The organism is Caballeronia arvi, assembly GCF_001544695.2.
Lineage (GTDB): Bacteria > Pseudomonadota > Gammaproteobacteria > Burkholderiales > Burkholderiaceae > Caballeronia > Caballeronia arvi.
Window position 1 is genome coordinate 1 of the sequence record NZ_FCOM02000064.1, and the last position, 18,724, is coordinate 18,724.

19 protein-coding genes and 3 pseudogenes are annotated in these 18,724 nt (G+C 59.9%); 8 read left to right on the forward strand and 14 right to left on the reverse strand.

What is annotated here, in order from left to right:
* Positions 1 to 948: 948 nt before the first annotated feature.
* From AWB74_RS48760 to AWB74_RS49060, 3 genes and pseudogenes are all read right to left on the reverse strand, one after another.
* Entirely contained in the window at positions 949 to 1,248 is a 300-nt protein-coding gene (locus AWB74_RS48760) for a helix-turn-helix domain-containing protein (RefSeq protein WP_407642517.1), read from the reverse strand.
* Entirely contained in the window at positions 1,196 to 1,453 is a 258-nt protein-coding gene (locus AWB74_RS37065) for a type II toxin-antitoxin system RelE/ParE family toxin (protein ID WP_235024815.1), read from the reverse strand. The genes AWB74_RS48760 and AWB74_RS37065 overlap by 53 nt, the downstream gene beginning before the upstream one ends.
* Positions 1,450 to 1,740 (reverse strand): annotated as a pseudogene (locus AWB74_RS49060) (antitoxin PaaA2 family protein). Before AWB74_RS49060 ends, AWB74_RS37065 begins: the two are co-directional and overlap by 4 nt.
* A 204-nt stretch (positions 1,741 to 1,944) precedes the next feature.
* Between AWB74_RS49060 and AWB74_RS37075 the strand changes: the two are divergent.
* Positions 1,945 to 2,187 carry a hypothetical protein gene (locus AWB74_RS37075; RefSeq protein ID WP_143749393.1) on the forward strand — a complete coding sequence of 81 codons (243 nt, stop codon included), beginning with the start codon at positions 1,945 to 1,947 and terminating at the stop codon, positions 2,185 to 2,187.
* Positions 2,188 to 2,906: 719 nt separating this feature from the next.
* On the opposite strand, the gene AWB74_RS37080 is transcribed toward AWB74_RS37075, so the two are convergent.
* The gene (locus tag AWB74_RS37080) at positions 2,907 to 5,660 is read right to left on the reverse strand and encodes a UPF0182 family membrane protein (protein ID WP_061151578.1); all 2,754 of its coding nucleotides are present in this window, start codon (positions 5,658 to 5,660) and stop codon (positions 2,907 to 2,909) included.
* Positions 5,661 to 6,031: 371 nt separating this feature from the next.
* Here AWB74_RS37080 and AWB74_RS46590 point away from each other — a divergent pair, with 371 nt between their 5' ends.
* Entirely contained in the window at positions 6,032 to 6,262 is a 231-nt protein-coding gene (locus tag AWB74_RS46590) for a hypothetical protein (protein ID WP_159462812.1), read from the forward strand.
* A 369-nt stretch (positions 6,263 to 6,631) separates the two neighbouring features.
* Here the strand turns inward: AWB74_RS46590 and AWB74_RS37090 are convergent, their stop codons facing one another.
* The gene (locus AWB74_RS37090; RefSeq protein ID WP_061127182.1) at positions 6,632 to 6,973 is read right to left on the reverse strand and encodes a hypothetical protein; all 342 of its coding nucleotides are present in this window, start codon (positions 6,971 to 6,973) and stop codon (positions 6,632 to 6,634) included.
* 826 nt (positions 6,974 to 7,799) lie between these two features.
* Here AWB74_RS37090 and AWB74_RS47570 point away from each other — a divergent pair.
* The 3 genes from AWB74_RS47570 (at position 7,800) to AWB74_RS48765 (ending at position 9,651) form a co-directional block, all read left to right on the forward strand.
* Positions 7,800 to 7,940 (forward strand): hypothetical protein, encoded by a 141-nt coding sequence (locus AWB74_RS47570; RefSeq protein ID WP_235024816.1) that lies wholly within the window; start codon positions 7,800 to 7,802, stop codon positions 7,938 to 7,940.
* A 576-nt stretch (positions 7,941 to 8,516) separates the two neighbouring features.
* Positions 8,517 to 9,110, forward strand: coding sequence for a hypothetical protein (locus AWB74_RS37100; protein WP_143749394.1), 594 nt, complete (start codon positions 8,517 to 8,519; stop codon positions 9,108 to 9,110).
* A 244-nt stretch (positions 9,111 to 9,354) separates the two neighbouring features.
* Complete coding sequence (locus tag AWB74_RS48765) at positions 9,355 to 9,651, forward strand: hypothetical protein (RefSeq protein WP_407642519.1); 297 nt, start codon at positions 9,355 to 9,357, stop codon at positions 9,649 to 9,651.
* 185 nt (positions 9,652 to 9,836) lie between these two features.
* Here AWB74_RS48765 and AWB74_RS37110 read toward each other — a convergent pair whose 3' ends face one another.
* Entirely contained in the window at positions 9,837 to 10,037 is a 201-nt protein-coding gene (locus AWB74_RS37110; protein WP_143749395.1) for a hypothetical protein, read from the reverse strand.
* 689 nt (positions 10,038 to 10,726) lie between these two features.
* Between AWB74_RS37110 and AWB74_RS47580 the strand changes: the two are divergent.
* A pseudogene (locus tag AWB74_RS47580) lies at positions 10,727 to 11,099 on the forward strand (transposase); the annotation flags it as partial.
* Between the two features lie 251 nt (positions 11,100 to 11,350).
* Here AWB74_RS47580 and AWB74_RS47585 read toward each other — a convergent pair.
* The 6 genes and pseudogenes from AWB74_RS47585 to AWB74_RS37150 form a co-directional block, all read right to left on the reverse strand.
* Positions 11,351 to 11,740, reverse strand: a pseudogene (locus AWB74_RS47585) (IS5/IS1182 family transposase); the annotation flags it as partial.
* Between the two features lie 93 nt (positions 11,741 to 11,833).
* Positions 11,834 to 12,622 carry an IS21-like element helper ATPase IstB gene (gene istB, locus AWB74_RS37125; protein ID WP_061151583.1) on the reverse strand — a complete coding sequence of 263 codons (789 nt, stop codon included), beginning with the start codon at positions 12,620 to 12,622 and terminating at the stop codon, positions 11,834 to 11,836.
* Between the two features lie 7 nt (positions 12,623 to 12,629).
* The gene (istA, locus tag AWB74_RS37130; RefSeq protein WP_200822091.1) at positions 12,630 to 14,153 is read right to left on the reverse strand and encodes an IS21 family transposase; all 1,524 of its coding nucleotides are present in this window, start codon (positions 14,151 to 14,153) and stop codon (positions 12,630 to 12,632) included.
* Between the two features lie 710 nt (positions 14,154 to 14,863).
* Positions 14,864 to 15,397, reverse strand: coding sequence for a hypothetical protein (locus AWB74_RS37140; protein WP_061151586.1), 534 nt, complete (start codon positions 15,395 to 15,397; stop codon positions 14,864 to 14,866).
* A gap of 182 nt (positions 15,398 to 15,579) precedes the next feature.
* Entirely contained in the window at positions 15,580 to 15,798 is a 219-nt protein-coding gene (locus AWB74_RS37145) for a hypothetical protein (RefSeq protein WP_061151587.1), read from the reverse strand.
* 653 nt (positions 15,799 to 16,451) lie between these two features.
* Entirely contained in the window at positions 16,452 to 16,730 is a 279-nt protein-coding gene (locus AWB74_RS37150; protein WP_061151588.1) for a hypothetical protein, read from the reverse strand.
* A 181-nt stretch (positions 16,731 to 16,911) separates the two neighbouring features.
* Here AWB74_RS37150 and AWB74_RS37155 point away from each other — a divergent pair, with 181 nt between their 5' ends.
* The gene (locus AWB74_RS37155) at positions 16,912 to 17,274 is read left to right on the forward strand and encodes a hypothetical protein (protein WP_143749396.1); all 363 of its coding nucleotides are present in this window, start codon (positions 16,912 to 16,914) and stop codon (positions 17,272 to 17,274) included.
* Between the two features lie 40 nt (positions 17,275 to 17,314).
* On the opposite strand, the gene AWB74_RS47590 is transcribed toward AWB74_RS37155, so the two are convergent.
* Together AWB74_RS47590 and AWB74_RS47595 are read right to left on the reverse strand one after the other, a co-directional pair.
* Complete coding sequence (locus AWB74_RS47590) at positions 17,315 to 17,524, reverse strand: hypothetical protein (RefSeq protein WP_061151590.1); 210 nt, start codon at positions 17,522 to 17,524, stop codon at positions 17,315 to 17,317.
* Complete coding sequence (locus AWB74_RS47595; protein ID WP_061151591.1) at positions 17,521 to 17,724, reverse strand: hypothetical protein; 204 nt, start codon at positions 17,722 to 17,724, stop codon at positions 17,521 to 17,523. The genes AWB74_RS47590 and AWB74_RS47595 overlap by 4 nt, the downstream gene beginning before the upstream one ends.
* A gap of 471 nt (positions 17,725 to 18,195) precedes the next feature.
* On the opposite strand from AWB74_RS47595, the gene AWB74_RS37165 reads away from it, so the two are divergent.
* Positions 18,196 to 18,699, forward strand: coding sequence for a hypothetical protein (locus AWB74_RS37165; protein WP_143749397.1), 504 nt, complete (start codon positions 18,196 to 18,198; stop codon positions 18,697 to 18,699).
* The last annotated feature ends 25 nt before the right edge of the window (positions 18,700 to 18,724 follow it).

Consider the following 18,724-nt stretch of genomic DNA (forward strand, 5'->3'; position numbering starts at 1 on the left):
TCTCGGTCAGATTCATTTTGCCCATGACCTGCATCTGAACACACTTGGGGTGCCAATTCAATGATGCAATGCACTAGCAGCCGCGGAGCAAGGGAAGCAGGACTTACAACGCGGGGTACAGGATGTAATTCAATGCATGAGCTCCTGCCAGAATGACACCAATCCGGCCGCGTGCACGTCTTCATGCAGCACCGACACGTTGGCTAGGGTGAGAAGGTGCACGAACCTGGACTGGCTGCCCCCATAAACGGGGTCTGGGTGTCGATTTAACCGGACTTGCACGCAGACCGGGGCAATCCTGTCGTCCTCAAGCCGCCATCCTCTTAGATGCTCACCAGACGGGCTCGGTCGAATGCCAGTAGGGCACGTGGCCTTCGCCGAGCGGCGTGAAATGGAAACCCCCGATCTCCCACCGGGTGAGGTCCGGGTCCAGACGACCCCGAGGTCGGCTTTCTTGATGTCGTGGTTGGCAATTCCACCTCCCAGTTGTGCCCCAAACCGGTCAGCGTGCGCCGCCGCCGACGTGAAACCGAACGCGGCGAAAACCAAAAGACGGGCCAGCGAACGAGGCCAACGACTCTTGTGGATATGCACGAGCACCCCATTTACTCGGAACACGGGCGTTTTAATTAACCACGTCTGTCCGATTTTAGTTTGCAGCGCATCGCGTGCGCGATCGTGCTAAGTAACCGTCTGTCATGGGGCGGCATAATGGCGCCAGCAGACACCATGGGTAAAACGCGAATTCCGACGGATTCCGGATTGCGGTTTCTTGCCAACCACCCCAAAACACATTCGTCCGTCCCGCACAAGTCAGACTGCTTCCAACCCGCGAACCAATCCATACGGATAACTAAGGTTAGGCAGACCGGTCGTCCCGCCAGGCGGTGCTCTGGTGCGGCGCGACGATTTCCAGGCAAATTCTCAGAAAGCGGTTTTTCAAAGCTGTCATTGCGGGCGCATTTCCGCGTTGCGGATGCGCATAATTGTCTGTGTCGAGGTATTCAGCGCGCGAGCGACTTGCGTAACCGTACTTCCGGAAGACAAAGCCTTGAGGGCTTCGGCCCGCGCCGCACCACTTAGGCTGCATGGGCGCCCGACGGATTGCCGGCGTTGATGGAGACGATTGCCGCTTCCTTTGCACGAGCACGACGTAGCTCGTGGTCCAGGGCCGCTGCCAGCTCCAGCGTTCTTATCAGGATGTGGTCTCGCAAAACACTGATATCCTTTCCTTGACGATCGAGACATGCAATATACGGTGTTCGGCCGATGACCAGTCGCGGATGCCCTCGATGCGGCCCGGACGACCCGTCTCCGGAAACTGAAGCGGTTGCCTGACGTGCGCGCGGATCCGATCGTCGACGACGACGGCAGCATGCGGGCCGTCCTCTTCGATGTAGTCAAGAATCCCGTCGCGATCCTCGATTGCGAAAGCGGACCATTCAAGTCTCACGCATTACCTTCACCGGATTTGCGAAGAGCCGCCGTGCGACGTTTAGCGAAATGGGCTCCGGCTTCGTCGTGCGGCGTAGCGGGGCGCGGATCGTCCAATGCTTCCTGCACCTTCGCGCGGAACCAGGCGTCATGTGCGGCCGGGTCGGTCGCAAACGCACGGCTACGCGCCCTCGTTGGCGACGCGCGTCAGCAGGATACGGACAGCATCCGAGACGGTGAGCCCATGTTGCCGAGCACCGCAGCCGCGCGCTCTTTCAGCGCGGGATCGAACCCCAATTCCGTCACCGGCTCCTGAACGAAGGTCCCACACGCGGTGGCTCAGTTTCAAGCTCGACAAATTGACCAAGCCATTTCAATGGATGACCTTGACTTTCAATAGATGACGAATTTATTTTTATCTACGCGGATGCACGCGGAGCCGGCCCACTAATTGCTAAGTGACTGTCATCGGTGAGCATCCTCGTGCGAACCAATGAGCGGATGATCGGAATGGCCAAGGCAATGGCGGAGGGAAAAATGGAAGTCTCTGAAAGGATTGGATCACGTGAATTCTCGGCGACATTGGCGCTCAATGGGCTCCTTATCCTGAAGGAAGGGAATCGTGAGCTCTTGCGGGCAACCTTGTGCGACGCCCTTGCGGCGCTTGGCGAATGGCCCGAAGTCACGAATCTGGATTCGACCGTGGGGGACATGTTGCGCGCCTACATCCGTTCTTATGCACGCGTGACATAAGGCGCGTTTTTGCATTCGATTTGCGGAATTCGACCACGCCGCCACGCGGGTAAGTAGGCGAGGCACGCAATGCCCGCGAGCATCGCTATCGGCACCGCGACGCGCAAAAATAGAGACTCGTCCTGATACGCTCGTACACGATTCGGACCGTATGCTCCGAGTCCGCAAGTCAATATCAAGGTCTCCTAGAAACGACGGGCAGAAACGACCGACGCTGGAAATCGCTGGTGCGTGCGTCGGGCAGTGGCTGAAGGAACGACCGTCGGATTCGATACGCTTGGCGTTGCGCGCGTTCTGCTGGCCGACGATCTCGCAGATGAACAGATGAACCCGCGATAGGTCAACAGATCAGTCAAGTCGGAACTGCCGTGCAGCAGCAGCGCGTCACGTATTGCGCTCTTCAGAGCGGGCGAACGCAAAAGCGACCGCAAAGACCGCAAACGTATTGAGAAGTCGAGAAGTCCGACGGTAGGATCGCCACCCGGAAAGAACTCTCGCGTCAGGGTCGTCAGGCTGAGATCCTGTTGAGCCCACCGCTCTATGACACTTGCTGCGTTGCAGTTTGGCGAGCTCGTGGGCGCTAGGAGCGACCGGTTTCACTGCGGGTCGTGCGCTGCGGGCTTGGTTGGTGAAACCTGGTCGCTGTCGACGGACGCGCGCCGATCATGAAGCGTCCTTCGCCCACAGAGCCGTGCGGTCGTTTAAACGTGTCACCTTGGTCATTTCTGATCATCGGAACGGCCGGCACCGAGTGCCTCGAGCAACGGCCGGAGGGCATCCAGTTCCGCGCCAAAGCCGCTCCAGTCTCCCACCTTCAGTCGCTCAATGGCGCGGTCATAGTGCGCAAGTGCTTCGCGCGCGCGCGCGTCCACTGTGCCTCGGGGTGGCGACGCAGCTTGCGTGGTCTCCTTGAATAGCGCCGCCAGGGCTTCACCCAGGCTTGCCTCCATCACCACACGGTCACCATAGGCGGCAATCACCCGCTTCAACTCCGGCAACTGACCGGACGCCGCGCGCAAATAGAGCGGAGAAACGTAGAGGATCGAGTTCTCGATCGGCGCGACCACAAGATGACCGCGAATGACGCGTGAGCCCATCTGGTTCCATAGCGAGATCTGCTGCGAGATCTCGGTATTCTGCTGAATACGGGCTTCGATCTGAAACGGCCCGTAGACCAGCTTGTCCTTGGGAAACGTATAGACGATGAGCTTGCCGTACCCGGACGGATCGCAACGCGCCGCCAGCCACGCGATCATGTTCTCCCGCTGGCTTGGCACCATCGGCAGCATGAGGATGAACTCGGCGCGCGTGTCACCAGGGAGTCGCATGATCGTGTAGTACGGCGGCATCGTGCTGGCGGGGCTCCCGCCATCCATTCCGACCAGCTCCCGGGGAAACTGCCACAGATCCTCGCGGTTGTAGAAGACCTCCGGCGCATCCATATGATAAGTGCGGTAGAGCTGCGCCTGGATCAGGAACAGATCTTCGGGGTAGCGGATATGCTGCCGGAGTTCCGGTGGCATCGCGTCCAAAGGCTTGAAAAAACCCGGGAAGGTACGCGCGTACGTCCGCAGGAGCGGATCGGCGGGATCGCTGACGTAGAAATCGACCGTGCCGTGGTACGCGTCGACGACGACCTTGACGGCGTTGCGGATGTAATTGGCGCCGTCGCCGAAGCCCGGCCGGGAGTAAGGAAACCACCGGCTGACGGTGTAGGCGTCCTGTATCCAGAACAGACGCCCATTGCTTGCGACGACGTAGGGGTCATGGTCGAGACTCAGGAACGGCGCGATCGTACGCACGCGGTCCTGAACGTTGCGGTGAAACAGGATCCGGCTCTGGTCTGTGATATAGCCGCTCAGTAGGATGTTGGGATCGTCGAGCTGCCAGGCGAAGAGACTGCGTCGCGCCACACTGCCGATGGTGACGCCGTCGCGCCCGCTATACGTTGTATAGGCGTTGTCCGCCCCTTTGGAATAGTCGAATTCAGCTGCATTGCTGTTGACGATGACGTAGTCCTGTCGGCCCTCACTGAAATAGAGACGTGGTTCGCGAATGGCCGGGCCGCCGTTGGATACGGGAGGGATATCCCGCAGATAGAAGAAGGGCAAGCCTTCGGTGGATTTCTCGGTGACTGGCGACATCACGATGCCGATGCCGTGAGTGAAGATAAGGTGCAGGTTCACCCAGGTTTGGGCGTTGGGCGGGAGCATCTCCGGTTCCAATTCACGCGCCGACAGCATCACCTGCCTGTATCCTGCGTGAAGCTGATAGCGGTCGATGTCCACCGAGAGAAATTTGTAGTAAGTCCTGATCTCCTGCAACTGTGCGTAGGTATCCATCAGCGGTTGAACATCCCATAGCCGGATGTTGTCGATGGTCGCCCGATTGGCCTGCAGCGAGTCGAGAGTCAGTCCTTGCTCGGCCGCAAATGGTTTAACCTCGATCTTTGCGAGGCCATAAGCCTGCCGCGTTAGCGCGATAGTGTGCTCGATATAGGGTGTCTCCAGTCTCAGCTCGCTCGGTTTGACATAGAAGCGCTGAAACAGCGACGGATAGATCACAGCGAACACAAGCGAACTGCCGAATACGAGCCCCGCGAGCACGGCAGGCTGCAGATAGCTCCGCCGGCGCATGTTGATCCAAAGGGCGACGGATGAGGCTGCGGCAAGGCCGACAAGCATCCACAGGACCGGCAACTCGACGTGGACATCGGTGTAGCTGGCCCCGACCACGACGCCGTTGTCGTCATAGAGCAGCAGAAAGCGGTCGAGCCACCACGACCAGGCCTTCACCGCAAAGAACAAACCGAGCAGCGCCGAACCATGAGAGATGGCGGCGGGCGAGAGCGTCCGTGGTAAGCGCCCCAGCGCGATGTCACCGCGCAACCCGTAGACAGCACCTGCCACGATCGCGGTACAGGAGACCAAGCGCAGCAGCCAGTTCTTGAGCGCGACATACGCAGGTAGCGAGAAAAGATAAAAGCCGATGTCCCGCTCAAAGATCGGATCGCGCTCGCCAACAGGCACCTGATAAATGAAGCGAAGCGCGATATCCCAGCTCGAGATTTCGCTGGCGGCGAAAAACAGGCCAAAGACAACCGCGGCGCCGGCAATACTGGAGCGCCAGGGAACGCGCGGCGCGATTAGTTCGGCCAGATCGCCAGTGCCTTCCGTCGCACCCGAAGGACCGGCCGCTTCCGCTTGCGAGATATCGACGCCCCTCGCGTAACGATGCGCCAAGATCCCCGACAGCCATATCGCGCACGCCGAGACTGCGAATACCGCGGCAAACAGCAGCGCTCTCGCGGAAAGCATGGTCCAGAAAACGCCACCATAGCCGATCGAAGAGAACCAGAGCCAGTCGACCAGGATGCCGGTGATGCGTCCGACGACAATCAGGCCGGCGATGACTGCCATCGCCGTGATTGCATAACGTCTCAGGCGCATGCCGGATTTCACTCCCGACCGCATAGTCCCTCCTGTGCTGGCCGTCGCCCATGCCTGCTGCGATCCGATCAATCGCGGACTGCCGATCTGCCCCGAGCGCGGCTGAACGGACTGTCAAAGCAGCCCGGATAGTCCGTGCATAGCCATCCCATGACCTGTGCGACGCAAGTTCGCACGGAGTGGGTTCAGACCGATTGAATGATTGTAGTTCTGTGTGGCGATTGACATCGGCACCGCGCGCAAACGGCCACTCGCCCAGGGCAGGATGCAATGGCCCCGCATGAGCGCGAAGGCCGATGCCCCGCCTACGAGGCGAAGAGGCGAAGAGGCGAAGAGGCGAATGACGCCTGTACTCCGAAAGAGACGCACGGGACGTCGAGCGGTCGCGAGGGACCGTGCGCGGCGCCGAAATTGTCACGTTGTCACGTTCACTGCCCGACTTGCCGGCTCGCCCGGATTTCCTGTTGGTTGAGTGCGCGATCTTCCTGGCGGGTGAGATGTCCACCGGGCTGGCTCGCCATCAGCCGCTCTTTATGGCGGATCTGGTGGACTTCGCGATGCAAGTGTATCGCCTGGCTGTGGGACATCTCGCCTTCCCGGACCTCCTGATGGATTCGCGATCCTGATTGGCCAGACGCTGATTGACCCCGGACCGGCGCGTATGCGCTTCATTCCAGTTCTTGGCATCCGATGCGGTGCCGATGAACGTGACGGACAGTGCCGTGATTGCGGCCAGTTAGAAGGTGAGCATGCCCATGGTTATCTCCTGTCGAGGGGCCGGCGTGTTGTCGGTCTTCCCCTCAACGTCGTAGCTGACCGCTATGTTGACGTTGCTCTTGTGAGTTGTGAAATGGAATATTTCGCGCGCGTCTGACCGATTGTATGTTTTCACTTGTAGATTCTGCGAATTCGTTCCCTTCGGGCGGACGCACGGGCAGGCAATGTCGTCCGCGCGGGCATGGTTGCGATCGCGGGGAATGGTCGCGCCGAGTCGATCACCGCCCGGTCAACATCCGGAGGATCTTCTGGACGATGCGCTCGTGCCGCTCCAGCGCCTCATCGAGCGTGTGTGCTCCGTAGCTTCTGTTGTCTCGCGCTTCCATTCCGGCGATTCGCGTTACGAACAGCGAACCCTCCCCGATATTCTGAGCGGACACACCTCGGAAGCGGGTCGCGACCGTCACGCCTGATTCGTCCAGCAGCGTGCGGCGGAAGATCAGTTCGTTCTCAGTCATCCAGCGCGACCACTCGTCGCAATCGAACACCTCGACGGGCCTGTTTTTCGCATCGAGCACATACAAGCGCTCCGAACTGGACCGGGCAGAAGGTGCTTTCATATTTCAATGCGAAGGCGTGAGCAGGAAGCCGATCGCCCGCCATTAGATTTCGTCGACGCGACCCTGTCATTATGTTCCACTGCCGTCATCACCATCAGTCGTTTCAGTCGGCCGGCGAGTGGAAGAGTCCGTCACCGAAGGACGGGGACGATGCTGTCACGTTCCGCAAAACGGTGTCGAAGAGCATCGAAATCATCGAAGTCCCAGAGTCGGCTCAGGGTCGAAGAGCGACCGCTGCACGGCGCGGACAATCGATCTGCCTTCATTGAAGAGGAGGTTGACGTGGAAACGCTTAATTCTTTCAGCGCTCGTCGCCGGCTTTTTTGTCTGGCGTATAGGAAATTGGCCGGAACAGAAGCGTAGCGGACGGCTTCTACTCGACCGCCAGGCAAGGGATCGCTGATTTGTTCCGCAGGGACAGAAGCCGGGCGGCTACGGGTTTCCGTGAGCGCATCACCTACAATTAAAGATGGGTGCTAGCTAGCACGGAGGCTGCCATGACTGAGACCTTTATAAGGGTCGTCCTCGGCTCAGGTACACGATCTCGGGAGAGGGGCCCCCATTTGCGCGCCCACCCCACGTGCGCCACCTCTCCGACCTGCACGAGCCGTAGGTAGTTGTCTGCTCGCGCGGGAACCCGCTAATCGTTCGGGCAGAGGGCCCGGGCGGCTCGGTCAGGCGGGCCACCACGCGGCTGTTTCCTGCCGAACGTCACCGGTGCGAGGATGCGGAAGTTCGAACGGTAATCCGCGGTACTTTGAGGAAGTGCGAGAGGTGGGTTGCACGCCGCTCCCGAAGCGCTCGCGTGGACGTAGAGGATGAGATCGTGAAACGCAATATGAATCTGGCGATCGCCATACTGAAGACCCTCGAGGAAAACAAGGCCCCGCACCTCAGCGAATTCGACATTGAGGGCGCGCTCAAGGACGAGTTCGATGTTCGAACCGAGGGGTATGGTATCAGTTAAACCTGCTGGCCGACGCAAATCTGTTGCGCTCATTGGGAAGCGACTGGCGGCTAACCTGGGAGGCCACGAGTTTTTGAAGTCTTCAGCCCCGAATGCCTTCGAAGACACCTGAAGGGCGATTCGTGTGCCGGAAACGCCGCCCTGCCCGAGTGCCGCGCACCGCGCGGCGGGCACCGAAGGCGATGGCAGTCGGCCGAAGCGCACCAGCTTCCACGACGTGATGACGGCCACGCTCCAACGTCGGGGGCATCGCGTACATAACGCAGCGAATTCCCGAGCTCATTGAAGACGCAAGCAACTCGCTGCCTGGCACTTTCCGTTTGCTTACGGATAATGTAGCCAAGGAGCTTGGCAAGAAAAGCCTCTCGCGTTGGAGGATAGACGCCCGAAACGCGTGAGAAGGCCAACCGGCAGACAAGGTTTTGCAGTCCTAGCCCCGTGTATCAACAGGCACACTTATAATAATCGTTCGTTTCAGATGGGGGCCACGTGACTGGAAAAACTTCGCGACGGAGGGAAGGTGCCTTGAAGGAGCGACCCGGATGCGACGCTGGCGAGGACCTTTGGCGAGCGCCGGTGCCGGTCGATGTTGATCCGGTGGAGTGGCTGCGCATGTCCATAGACGCCGATCGGTGGCTCACGCGACACAAACTTGTCTCGCCGAGAGAAGCGTCTCTCGCGCTATTCGGCTGCAATCCCGATGACGCCCGCGCAGCAGATCCTTTGGGGCGTGTCGATGCACCGCTGAAAAGCGACTGTAAGCGTCTGTTCGAGCACTTGGAGCAAGTCAAGAACGCGGACCTGCGCGTACATCGAACGCTGACAGACTGGTGGAATATCGCGCGGACAGAGGATCTCAACTACCACCCGCTCTTCGATGATGTAATGCAGACATTTTTGATAAGCGAACAGAAGGGAAACACCGCCGTGCCGAGGCGGGAAAAACCGATACGCATGAGTCAGCAGCAAGAGAATAAGATCTTGCACGCCATCACTGAGCTGGGCTACAAGCCTAGATCCCTCCCACAAAACCGTCCGGGAATTCCGGGCGTAAAAGCGGAGGTTAGATCATACCTTGCGCGATGCCTCACGAGCAGCGGTTTTCGAAAAGCGTGGGACCGGCTACGCGACCGCAAACAGATTGTTTACGAGGTCGAGCAGAATCCCTGAGTGATTCTTGGCTGCTAGCATCTCAAGCTGCATCCTCTCCTGCAATGGTTGCCCGCTAATATATAGCCGTGGGCCATGTCGCGCCAGCGGGGCGGCCTCCCTACTAACGACGACTGTGCTGCATCAATAAAACAGACCTCTAGACGCTCGTCGTCTTGGCTGCGGCGGCTGTTTGCGAGCTCGTTTTTCGAACGCGGACTCCCGGCGTGCTCGTGATCGTGCATTTTACGGACTTCGTATGTGTTTGCCTCGCGTCTATCTTGGGCTGCATTATCCGACCGACTTCATCGGAGGCGCGGCCATCGGCGCCTTTTACGCATGGCCCCTCACGCGCACGCCAATACGCGGCCGCTTCGTGCCGCTCTTCGTGCGATTCATGGAATATTGGCTGGCCGTGGGTTACATGCTGGCCTTCCTGTTCGAGCGAGTGGGGATGGGAAAGTTTCATGGACTCTCCTTCAACGGTGAGGAGGCGATAGTCGCTGCAGGATCTCCACATGCGCCGCGGGACATCTCCGCCAGAGGCATTCCTCGCCGATGACCGCGCACGTCTGATGCATCACGCGTGACGGCCGTCGAAAAACGACTCGAATCGTTTGCACAGGGCGGAAGTACCGCTTCCCGATGGCGTTAAGGAGCGCTTGATGCTGCGCTTCACGCCGGGAGAGATACATCGCGCAGGGACTGAACGATCTATGCCGTTGCGCCGCTCACGTCCAGTTATCATCAATCCAGGCCTGCCCATTGACGCGCGACCTCCATCGCGGTCTTGCCGTTCGAGTATTTACCCGTATCACCGGACCATCGAATCTCCTCCTTGAGCTCCCCGTCCGAGCCGCACTGATAGACGATGGCTCGCGCGAAGTAGTGCCCGTGGAATGCGAGCGGCGTCACGTCAATACGGAATTGCTTGTAGTCAAAGTGCAAGTTGTCCTCCAGTGCTCCGGGCAAGCTCGGTCGGAGAAACCGACACACAGCAGCGATAGGCTCAAGTGGAGATGGTGATTAACCTGAAGTCAACCGCATAGGCCACCCAGACGACCTTCGAGCCATGCAAGCCGATCTTAGCCACTGTAACGCTCTACGTTTAGTTGGCGAAGCCTCGAATTGAGCGCTACTCATTGAGTCCGCGACGGCCGCACCTGCGCAGCGGTCTGCGCCGATGTTTTTTTGCGGCTAATGAGAAAGCTAGGCGGTTGCCTTTGATTCGTGGACGCTACGCATCAGCGATCCGTATGCGAATAGCATGGGTTCGCGCTGAACGATAGCGGGAGGTACGCCGTAGACAGCGGCGACGTATGACGTAGATGACCTCGCACGCAGCGCGAGATTCGAAGGATAAAGGTTCGGAGGTTCAATCGCTCGCCTAGCGTGAGCCAAATCCAACATTGCCTCAGCCCGCGCATGCCGTCCAGGCAAAGAAACCAGGAAAGGCTTCGCCTAGACTGCCTAAGATTGACCCGCTCCGACGGACAGATTTTGCGGTCTGAGAGTCGTCGTGGGTGTGACCTCGGTTAAGCGTTGAATCGCTTGTGTCCACGGACGGGCAGCGGGTCGCGTCTCACGACCACGACCCTGCCCGAGTTAATAAGGACGGTCGCGGAGATGTGCCACGCGGAGGGCCGTTACCTCACGCGCTGCGTGAGCGGTTACTGCACGAGTGAGAACGGCTCGCACTCGCCGAACAGCAACTTGCGGCGCTGGAGAAGACGCGACAGACAAACGTACCAGGATCTGCGCGCCAGCGTTTCGAGGCGCTGGCGCGCCTGCAGGGGATTGGCGAAGCAGGCGCTTCACGATTTGCGCTCGAGCTATTCTGGCGGGAGTTCGACAACCGCCGCGAAGTCGGTGCGTGCATCGGGCTGTGTCACAGCCCTACGACAGTGGCGAAAGCCAGGTCGACCGGGGAATCAGCAAACAGGGAACCGGCTGGTGCGCGCGCTGCTGATCGAGATGGCGGGGAGCTGGGTTCGCTACCAGGGCGGCAGCTAACGGTGCCTGCAGCAGTTCACATCTGTTGACCTCAGCCTGGCGTCCCACCCGCGTCGATGCTCGCAGGTGACGGCGCTTCCTCGCAGAAATCGCCGCGGCCCGAAGGCCCGACGCGTGGTCCCCGTGGCTTCACACGTCACTGTTACCGGCGACGCATGCACAGGTAGGCTACGGCCGACGGAACGGCCGGTCTCGTCACCGGCCTTGTGAGCGGGCGAGACAATGATGTTTGCGACCTCAGGTCGCACTTTCGAGATGCACTCTACTTCTGGCGCGTGAAGCGCGTAGAGCTGGCGGCAGATTCGCCAGGCGCGCTCAAGCCAGATGCTCAAGGATGCCTGTTGCTCAGTGGATGCGTTCGATAACTTTCTCTCGATGTCACGCAGCAACCGTCCAAGTATCGTGCGCTGACGCTTGAGCACCCGGCGCAATCGCTTGAACTGTTTCGCATGCGCATAGCCACCGGCGCGGCGACGCAATTGTTTCCCCTCTCGCTGGTACGTTTGCTTCAGTGTCAGTCCAGCGTGTTGCACGAGCCTTGCGAATTTGCCTCGTGCAATCTCCAGCAAACCGCTGTCAGTCGGATGGGCAATCGCTTTCTGTTGCACCGTCGTATCGACAATCCCGCGCTCGAACTCGGCCGACCTTGTCACGGGGCGGCGTAATCGAGCCGGGGATGGGCGGCGTAATAGAGCCAGCAGAAACGGGGATAAAGCGCAGATTCGAACGGTTCAAGAATGCGGTTTTTTGCTTGATTTAGCAACCGCGTTTTCACCGCTTCCTGGCATAGGCTTGGGCTGGCGGAAACTTTCGCCCTCGATCACGACGCGATAGGCGCCGTGGCGTAGTCGGTCCAGCGTCGCGGCGTCCAAGATGCGGTTGTCGGGGAACGCGTCGCCCCATTCACTCAGGTCCAAATTCGATGTGAGGATGGACGCCGCGCGCTCGTACCTGGCGGCGACCAGGTCGTGGAAGTCTTCGTCGTGGGGCGGGTGGAGCGGTTTGACGGCGAAGTCGTCGATGATGAGCAGAGGCACGCGGACGAACTGGTGCAACTTGCGTTCGTACTGGTCCGTGGCTCGTGCAGCGTGCAGCTTCTTGAGTAGGTCGGTCTGTGAGATCAGCAGCACGTCACGCCCCTGTCGGGCCGCGCAGTGGCCCAGTGCCTGCGCCAAATGCGACTTGCCGACGCCCGTTCCACCGACGAGTAAAACGCAGACTTTCTCGTCAATGTAGCGGCCGGTGGCGAGGTCGTGGATATAGGTGCGGTTGAGTTGGGGCACCAGATCGAAGTTGAACGTCTCAAGCGTCTTGCCCATCGCGAAGCCGGCGCGGGCAAGGCGGACGCCGAGCTTCCTCGTCTCGCGCCGCGCGATCTCGTCGTGCAGCAGCATCGCCAGGAAGTCGGTGTAGGCAAGCTGCCCGTCAATGGCTTCGCGGTTGCGCTGCTCGAGCGAATCAAGAATGCCTGAGAGGCGTAGTTGCTTGAGGATAGTATTCAGTTCGGGACTCGGATTCATGGCCGGCTCAATGGATCAGGAGGGATTGAAGATCGCGGCCGAAGCGGCCACCGTTTAGGTAGGTATCGGTGGGCGCCGTCGTTGTTGACGACGCCGCAGCCTCGTTGTCGAGCCCCTTGTCGAGGATCGTCTTGATGGTGCGATAGTGGGGGCTGGAGAACGCGAGCGCGCGCTCGCACGCGGCGTTCAGGCGCGCATCACCAACCTTTTCGCGCAGGCGCACGATGCCCTGTGCGCCGCGCAGGTTCACCAGCACCGTGTTGTTGAACATCGCGAGAATGACGGCATGGCAGGCCGGACCGATATCCTTCGCGCGCGCCAGGCACCACTGGGGATCGTGCTCGAGCCAGGCCTGCGCCTCGGGCGGCTGGTGATCTCGCACGGTGTGTCGATCACCGGGCTTGCGTAGCCGGGGATGGGTCGCGACGAGCTCGTGCCGGTGGAATGCCTGCACGACTGTGTCGGTGACCTTGAGCCACAGTTGCTTGCCCACCAGCTTGAAGGGCACTGAGTAGAGCGCCTTCTTGTAGACGACGTGCCCGTCCGTATGTACCTTGACCTCGGAACACACGGCCAGTACCGGCGGCACATCGGGCAGGCGCGTGAGCAGTGGCCGCTCGATCGCGAAACGCGTGAGCGGTTGCTCGTGTGTGGTACCGTGATCGCGCACACCAGCCTGCTGCATGATCCACTCGCGCAACTGCCGGTTCGCGTCGGCCAAATCTCGGAACTCGCGCAACGGTACGAAGGACTTCTTAACGTATTTGACGCCCGACTCCACGATGCCTTTTTTAGGCGGGTCGTGCGGCGGGCATGGGTCGATCCTGAAACTGTACGCCTCGGCGAGCCCCGCGTAGGAACGCTGGACTTCGGGGCTATGCAGGCAGTGCCGGATGATCGCGCACTTGGCGTTGTCGATCGTCACCCGGGAAGGACAACCCCCGAACCATTCGAAGGCGCGGCGATGACAGGCCAGCCACGTCTCGACGGTCTGGTCCAGAACGACTTCGGCATACTGATGCCGGGACCAGCACAGGGTCATGACGAATATCCAGGTCTTGAGCGGAATGCCGGACTCGTGCGTGAGCACGGGGCCGGCGCCGAAATCGACTTGGGCGGCTTCAGCCGGCGCGAACGTGAGGATCGTCGTTGCCTTGACGACGCGTTCGGCCGCTAGACCGCGCAGCATGCGCTTCACGGCGTCGTAACTGCCGGTATAGCCATGATTGCGCTGAAGGGCCGCGTGGATTGTGGTGCCCTGCACGCCGGCGGCGAACCACTCGCGTACCTGCTCGCGGTATGGCTCCGCCGTCGAGATGCTACTGCTTGGCACCTGCCTTGGGATGCTGTTAAAGACGTTGGCAATCTCGGCGTCTTCCGGCATGCGTTGTGCCGGATCGAGCCAGCCTCGCGACTGGGCCTCCTGCCGTACGGCGGCAAGCTTGGCTCGGCCCATCAGGCGTCGCCGCGCGATGTCGCGATCGGAGTCACCGCGTCGCATGCGCACAAGGATGTGACGATATTCAAACAATTCGAATCTCCTGTTGGCCATAGGCGCTCCGCTCAAAAGAACGGAGCGTACCGACTTGGAAAGTTCGAATTGCGCTTGTGCCCGCGACCGCCGGCTTCTACGTGCCGATGCCTCGCGTGGCTCGATTACGCCGCCCCTCAGGTGGCTCGATTACGCCGCCCTTGGTGTGGCTCCATTGCGCCGCCCCTCAGGTGGCCCGATTACGCCGCCCCTGAATTGGCTCTATAACGCCGCCCGCTGACAGACCTCACTGCTTACGTAACGTAGGTTACGCATAAGTCTCAATGACGAACTGAAACATAATCAAAAAGTATAGAGCGCACGGCGAAAATTAAGCGAAATTTTATAGCTTTTGGCGTAGGTTGCCTTACGGTATACCGCGTGTTCCCTCCGACAAGCAGACTTCGCTAGGGTTGCCCCTCTTTGAAACTCTTTGAGACCCGACGCGAAGCCGTCGTCGATGCTCATATCGAAGCTGAATCCGTCGCCCATAACGAAACGACGACGAGACGACTCAGTGGAGCTTCTGAGGTGAAGTATGTGATCACCTTGGGGGAACGGTCCCGATTGCACCGAGTGTCGGTCATCGCGCGGCTTCGAGTGCCAGGGACACTTCGGTTTCGATCAATCGCAGCCACGACACCATTGCTACAAGTCTCGTCGCTGCGACCGCGCTATACAACGCGTCTTTCGCGCATTGAGCAGTGCGGCTATCCCATGATGTCGGAATCCGCGCCGCTCGACTGAATTTCTCGGCGTTCCCATCTCATATATAGATCTGCCGCGACCACGCCAAACACCAAGTGGGTAAGCGCAGTCGCCCAGTTTCGGGCTTCTGCGAACCAAGGAAAAAGACGGGTCAGGCCATAGAAGTTGAGGAGATATACGACAAGGCCAAAGACGATACCGACAATCGATGCCATCGCAAAGCTGGAGTCAAAGCTGAAAGACGCGATGATCAGGCTTAAAACAACAGCAAACAGGATCGCAAGCGCGAAATGCACCGCAAACGCCACGAGCACGATGCCGATCGAAAAACTTTCGGGAGATTGCAATGCGCCACGGCCCAGAATGCTGGCCGCAATCATGTGAGGCTGGACCATTGGGTCTTGCCCGGTCACCACCGCCATCAAAAAAGCACCCAGGATCAGAAATGCGGTGCCAGCGACCACGCCGGCCCAGACCGCCGCACGCCAATCGGGCATGCGGTGCGTGAAATGGTGAGAATGAAGATGAAGTTCCATAACGGCCTCCAACGGCTAGTCGCGTCCTCCAACGAGCCGGTCAGGACCGCAAGGAACCGCCGAATGTGCGGTAAGGTCCCGATCGGTTGCCGCCCGCATGACACGTGTCATACGAGTCCGGCGGCGGCACGCCAACGATTCCTTCTCTGCCTTGCGGTGCAGCGTTTCTCGCGGCGGGCAATTCAAGCGCGGTAGTCGTCGATCCAGGCAATCGCCCATTGCCGCGCAACCTCGACCGCGGTCAGTTCGTCAGGATAGGCGCGCGTGTCGCCGGACCATCGAACCTCGTCGCGAGCTTGGCCTGCCGAGTCGCGCTGATATATTCTAGCCCGCGCGAAGTAATGGCCATGGTAGGCAAGCGGCGTCGCGTCAATGCGGAACTGCCGATAGTCAAAGTACAAAGTCGAGCGGCTCCTCGCGCGCGTTGACGCTGACCGATCGACATCACGGCGCGGGTGCGATGATCTTCAACGGGGGCGCATACGTTCAGGGTAACGCCGACGCAGCGTCCCGTCGAGCAATACCGATGAACTGTGTATGACGCGCCCGTTAGCTCGTTCAATAAGAAACGCCGAATGAAGTAGTAGCTTATTCATCCAGTCCGAGGAAAGCCTTGATGTGGTCTTCATCTTCGGCGTGCGCGGACGTTTGCGCGACCAATGGGAAAACCAGCCCGTTTGTCTCTGAATTCGTGTGCGAAATGCACCCGTACGCGAACCCCCGGATTCCAATCGAACGATGTTGCTCGTCAGGTCGTAAATGCGCTGCAGACGTTGCTGGCGCCTGCATTGAAATTTGTAGATCTCGGAAAGATGCCATGCCCCTCTGCCTGTGAAAACATGCTGATGTAATGAGTTATAAACTCATTGAATAAAACGCCGCCTGTATTACCGCGTAGTGGGTGCCACGGACATGAGAGGCGACAAGGAACGGACAACCGAAGGCCGAGCTCGTATTGAGCGAAGCGGAGTGCGAGCAGCTCGTTCGAACGCGGATTGGACGTGCCTGAATATGCGCGTCTGCTCTGCTTTCGCCCACGCGCTGTCGGCGAGCGTCACATCGCGGCACCCGTTTCGTGACTGACGGGCTCGCATGAGCGCACCATTGTGCCGAGCGCAGCCATGCGCGATCGAAACAGCGCGCGAGTGTCGTCGACATCGCACGAATCGAAGTCTTCCGTCAAGCCGATGGACAGCGTGGCGAGATCGTGCGCGGGCAATGCCGCAAAGCAGAGCGGGTCGATTTCGTAGCTCGCGGCGACGGCCGGACTCTCTGCGGGCGATCCGCTCAGCCGCGCGTGTGTTCGGCCCGAGCGCGCCGGGGTCGCGCGCATACGCTTCGTGCAGACCTGCGACGAAAGTTTCCGCGCGGATCAAGTCGAAAGCGTGCACGCTTCGGTGAGGACGCCTCAGCCCTGACCCGAGCGTCAGTCTTTCAACGCCTGGGATCTCAAATCCGCGAGATTCTGGCGCAATATAAGAATGCGGCAACCGTCGACGAAGACGGAGGCAGGCGTGGCACACCCCACCAAGCTCGAGCTGTTTTGTCGGTTATTCCTTGGTCTCTTTGTGGGTTTTTTTTGTTTAACAACGGCCCTTTTCCTGCGCTACACGTCGGCGAACCAGCTGCCGCAAGTTCCCGTCGTGCAGTCGAAAAGCGCATCACAAGCCGTGTCGGGAAGCGCCCCGGCAGTCCCATTCTCATCCGCTTTCCGATACCAACCGGCAACGCTTTCACTAGAGACTGACGAAGAGACCCTCATTGCGTCGTCGGCCTCCACTATCGTCGTGTTCATCGCGGCTGCCGTGGCTAACTTCCTAAGCTGGCGGAAGGACAAGGCGAAGGCGAGCAAAGAAAAGCGGGACGCGTCCGGCTAGTCCCGCGAACGTGAGAAGTTGCGACTCGACCCGGGCGCCGTCAGCGGTGCGACTTGGTACGCGTGCCGCCCACGCGGAGCTTGCCACGCCCGACACGACCGGTTTTGCCATGCGCCGAACGGCCAGGGCGCAACTTCTTCCTATCGACGGCCGTGAACGTCACTTGATCTGCAGGGTAGTAAGTCGTCCGGTACACCGCTGCGTGATAGGCCGGATGGTCTAGGTTGAGGGCGCGCTTGACGGTCTTCACGCCGTAAAATTTCCACTGCGCTTGATTACGTCTCCCAGCGGAATCGAGAGCGATTTGCCACCGGGTGTAGGGGCGGTCCCGACTCCTATCTGATCGAACCAGGCGTCCGCGCGGACGACCGCATACTCGACGCCGTTGACGGTGACATATGTCGCCTTCTCGTCGAGCTCGAGGTTGGAATCCTTGACTTCGATTGCCATGATGGACGCCTCTTTAGACGATACCGGCACTAATAGCTTAGCGCCAGTGCCGCGACCGACCTTTTACAACACTCTGCCGTTCTGCCGTCTCGCCGGGACGGTACTCCGCGTCGGGGTCCCAACTCGGGCTTGCAAGCCGTCTCATTGCGGGTAGGGTTGTCTTGCAGTCGCTAATGAAAAAGCCGTCGTCGATCGCGCTGGACTGGTGCATTTTTTTTGCGGACCAAAGACGCGTGGTTGCTGGCTTGCACCACTCCCAGAGCGGTCATCGAAACAGTGGCATGTTTAATGTCGAGTGCGGGGTCGCAGAGCAGAGCGACATTCGCAGAAGGCTTTTTGGCAGACAATGCCGCTCGGGGAAGAGGCCTGCTTATCTAATGTAGTTAGCAAACCTGATAACCGTATATCATCGGCATAGCGTTTCAGGGGTAAAATCGTCGTTATCCAAAACGCATGAGAGGGCAGAGGCTTGTGGCACAAGAGTTTTTTGGCGACGACGATGATTTCGAGTCTCTCCCCGATCCGGAAGTCGCACGCATCGTGCTCGAGCTCGACCGAAGCATCACACTGAACCGGCGCGCGGCAGCCTTGCGCTACATCGTCCAAGGCAACCCAGTACCGCTGCCGGTCAAACCGAGCCGGGCGGAATTGCTGGTGCTGACCGCCCTGGTGCAGACCTATGGCCCCTTGCTGTTCGGCGATGACTTCGCACCGGTCCGCCAACGACTGGTGGAATGCGGTGCCGTAATCCTGGTGCAGCAAGTCGTGTTGGCCGACCCTGCCCTCATGGGCGCCGAGGGCAGCGAAGACGGGCAGATCGCTGCGTGTCTGCTGGACGCGCGACCGATGTTCGAGACGCTGTGTCGCAAGTTCCCCGGAGCGTTTCTGTCGGACGCCCGGAGCCTGCTGAAGCGCTTCACGACGCCACCGGCGCCGCCCTTGGAATCGGAGGACGGGGAGCACGACGATGGCTGAGCGCGACACCCTGGCCGCGGAACCG

Coding starts and splice junctions, on each gene's coding strand:
- AWB74_RS37140 (WP_061151586.1), bottom strand. CDS start 15,397: ATGGAACTTCATCTTCATTCTCACCATTTCACGCACCGCATGCCCGAT.
- AWB74_RS37080 (WP_061151578.1), bottom strand. CDS start 5,660: ATGCGGTCGGGAGTGAAATCCGGCATGCGCCTGAGACGTTATGCAATC.
- AWB74_RS37150 (WP_061151588.1), bottom strand. CDS start 16,730: ATGCGCGCGACCCCGGCGCGCTCGGGCCGAACACACGCGCGGCTGAGC.
- AWB74_RS47595 (WP_061151591.1), bottom strand. CDS start 17,724: ATGGCAATCGAAGTCAAGGATTCCAACCTCGAGCTCGACGAGAAGGCG.
- istB (WP_061151583.1), bottom strand. CDS start 12,622: ATGAATCCGAGTCCCGAACTGAATACTATCCTCAAGCAACTACGCCTC.
- AWB74_RS37090 (WP_061127182.1), bottom strand. CDS start 6,973: ATGAAAGCACCTTCTGCCCGGTCCAGTTCGGAGCGCTTGTATGTGCTC.
- AWB74_RS48760 (WP_407642517.1), bottom strand. CDS start 1,248: ATGTCTCGATCGTCAAGGAAAGGATATCAGTGTTTTGCGAGACCACAT.
- AWB74_RS37075 (WP_143749393.1), top strand. CDS start 1,945: ATGGCCAAGGCAATGGCGGAGGGAAAAATGGAAGTCTCTGAAAGGATT.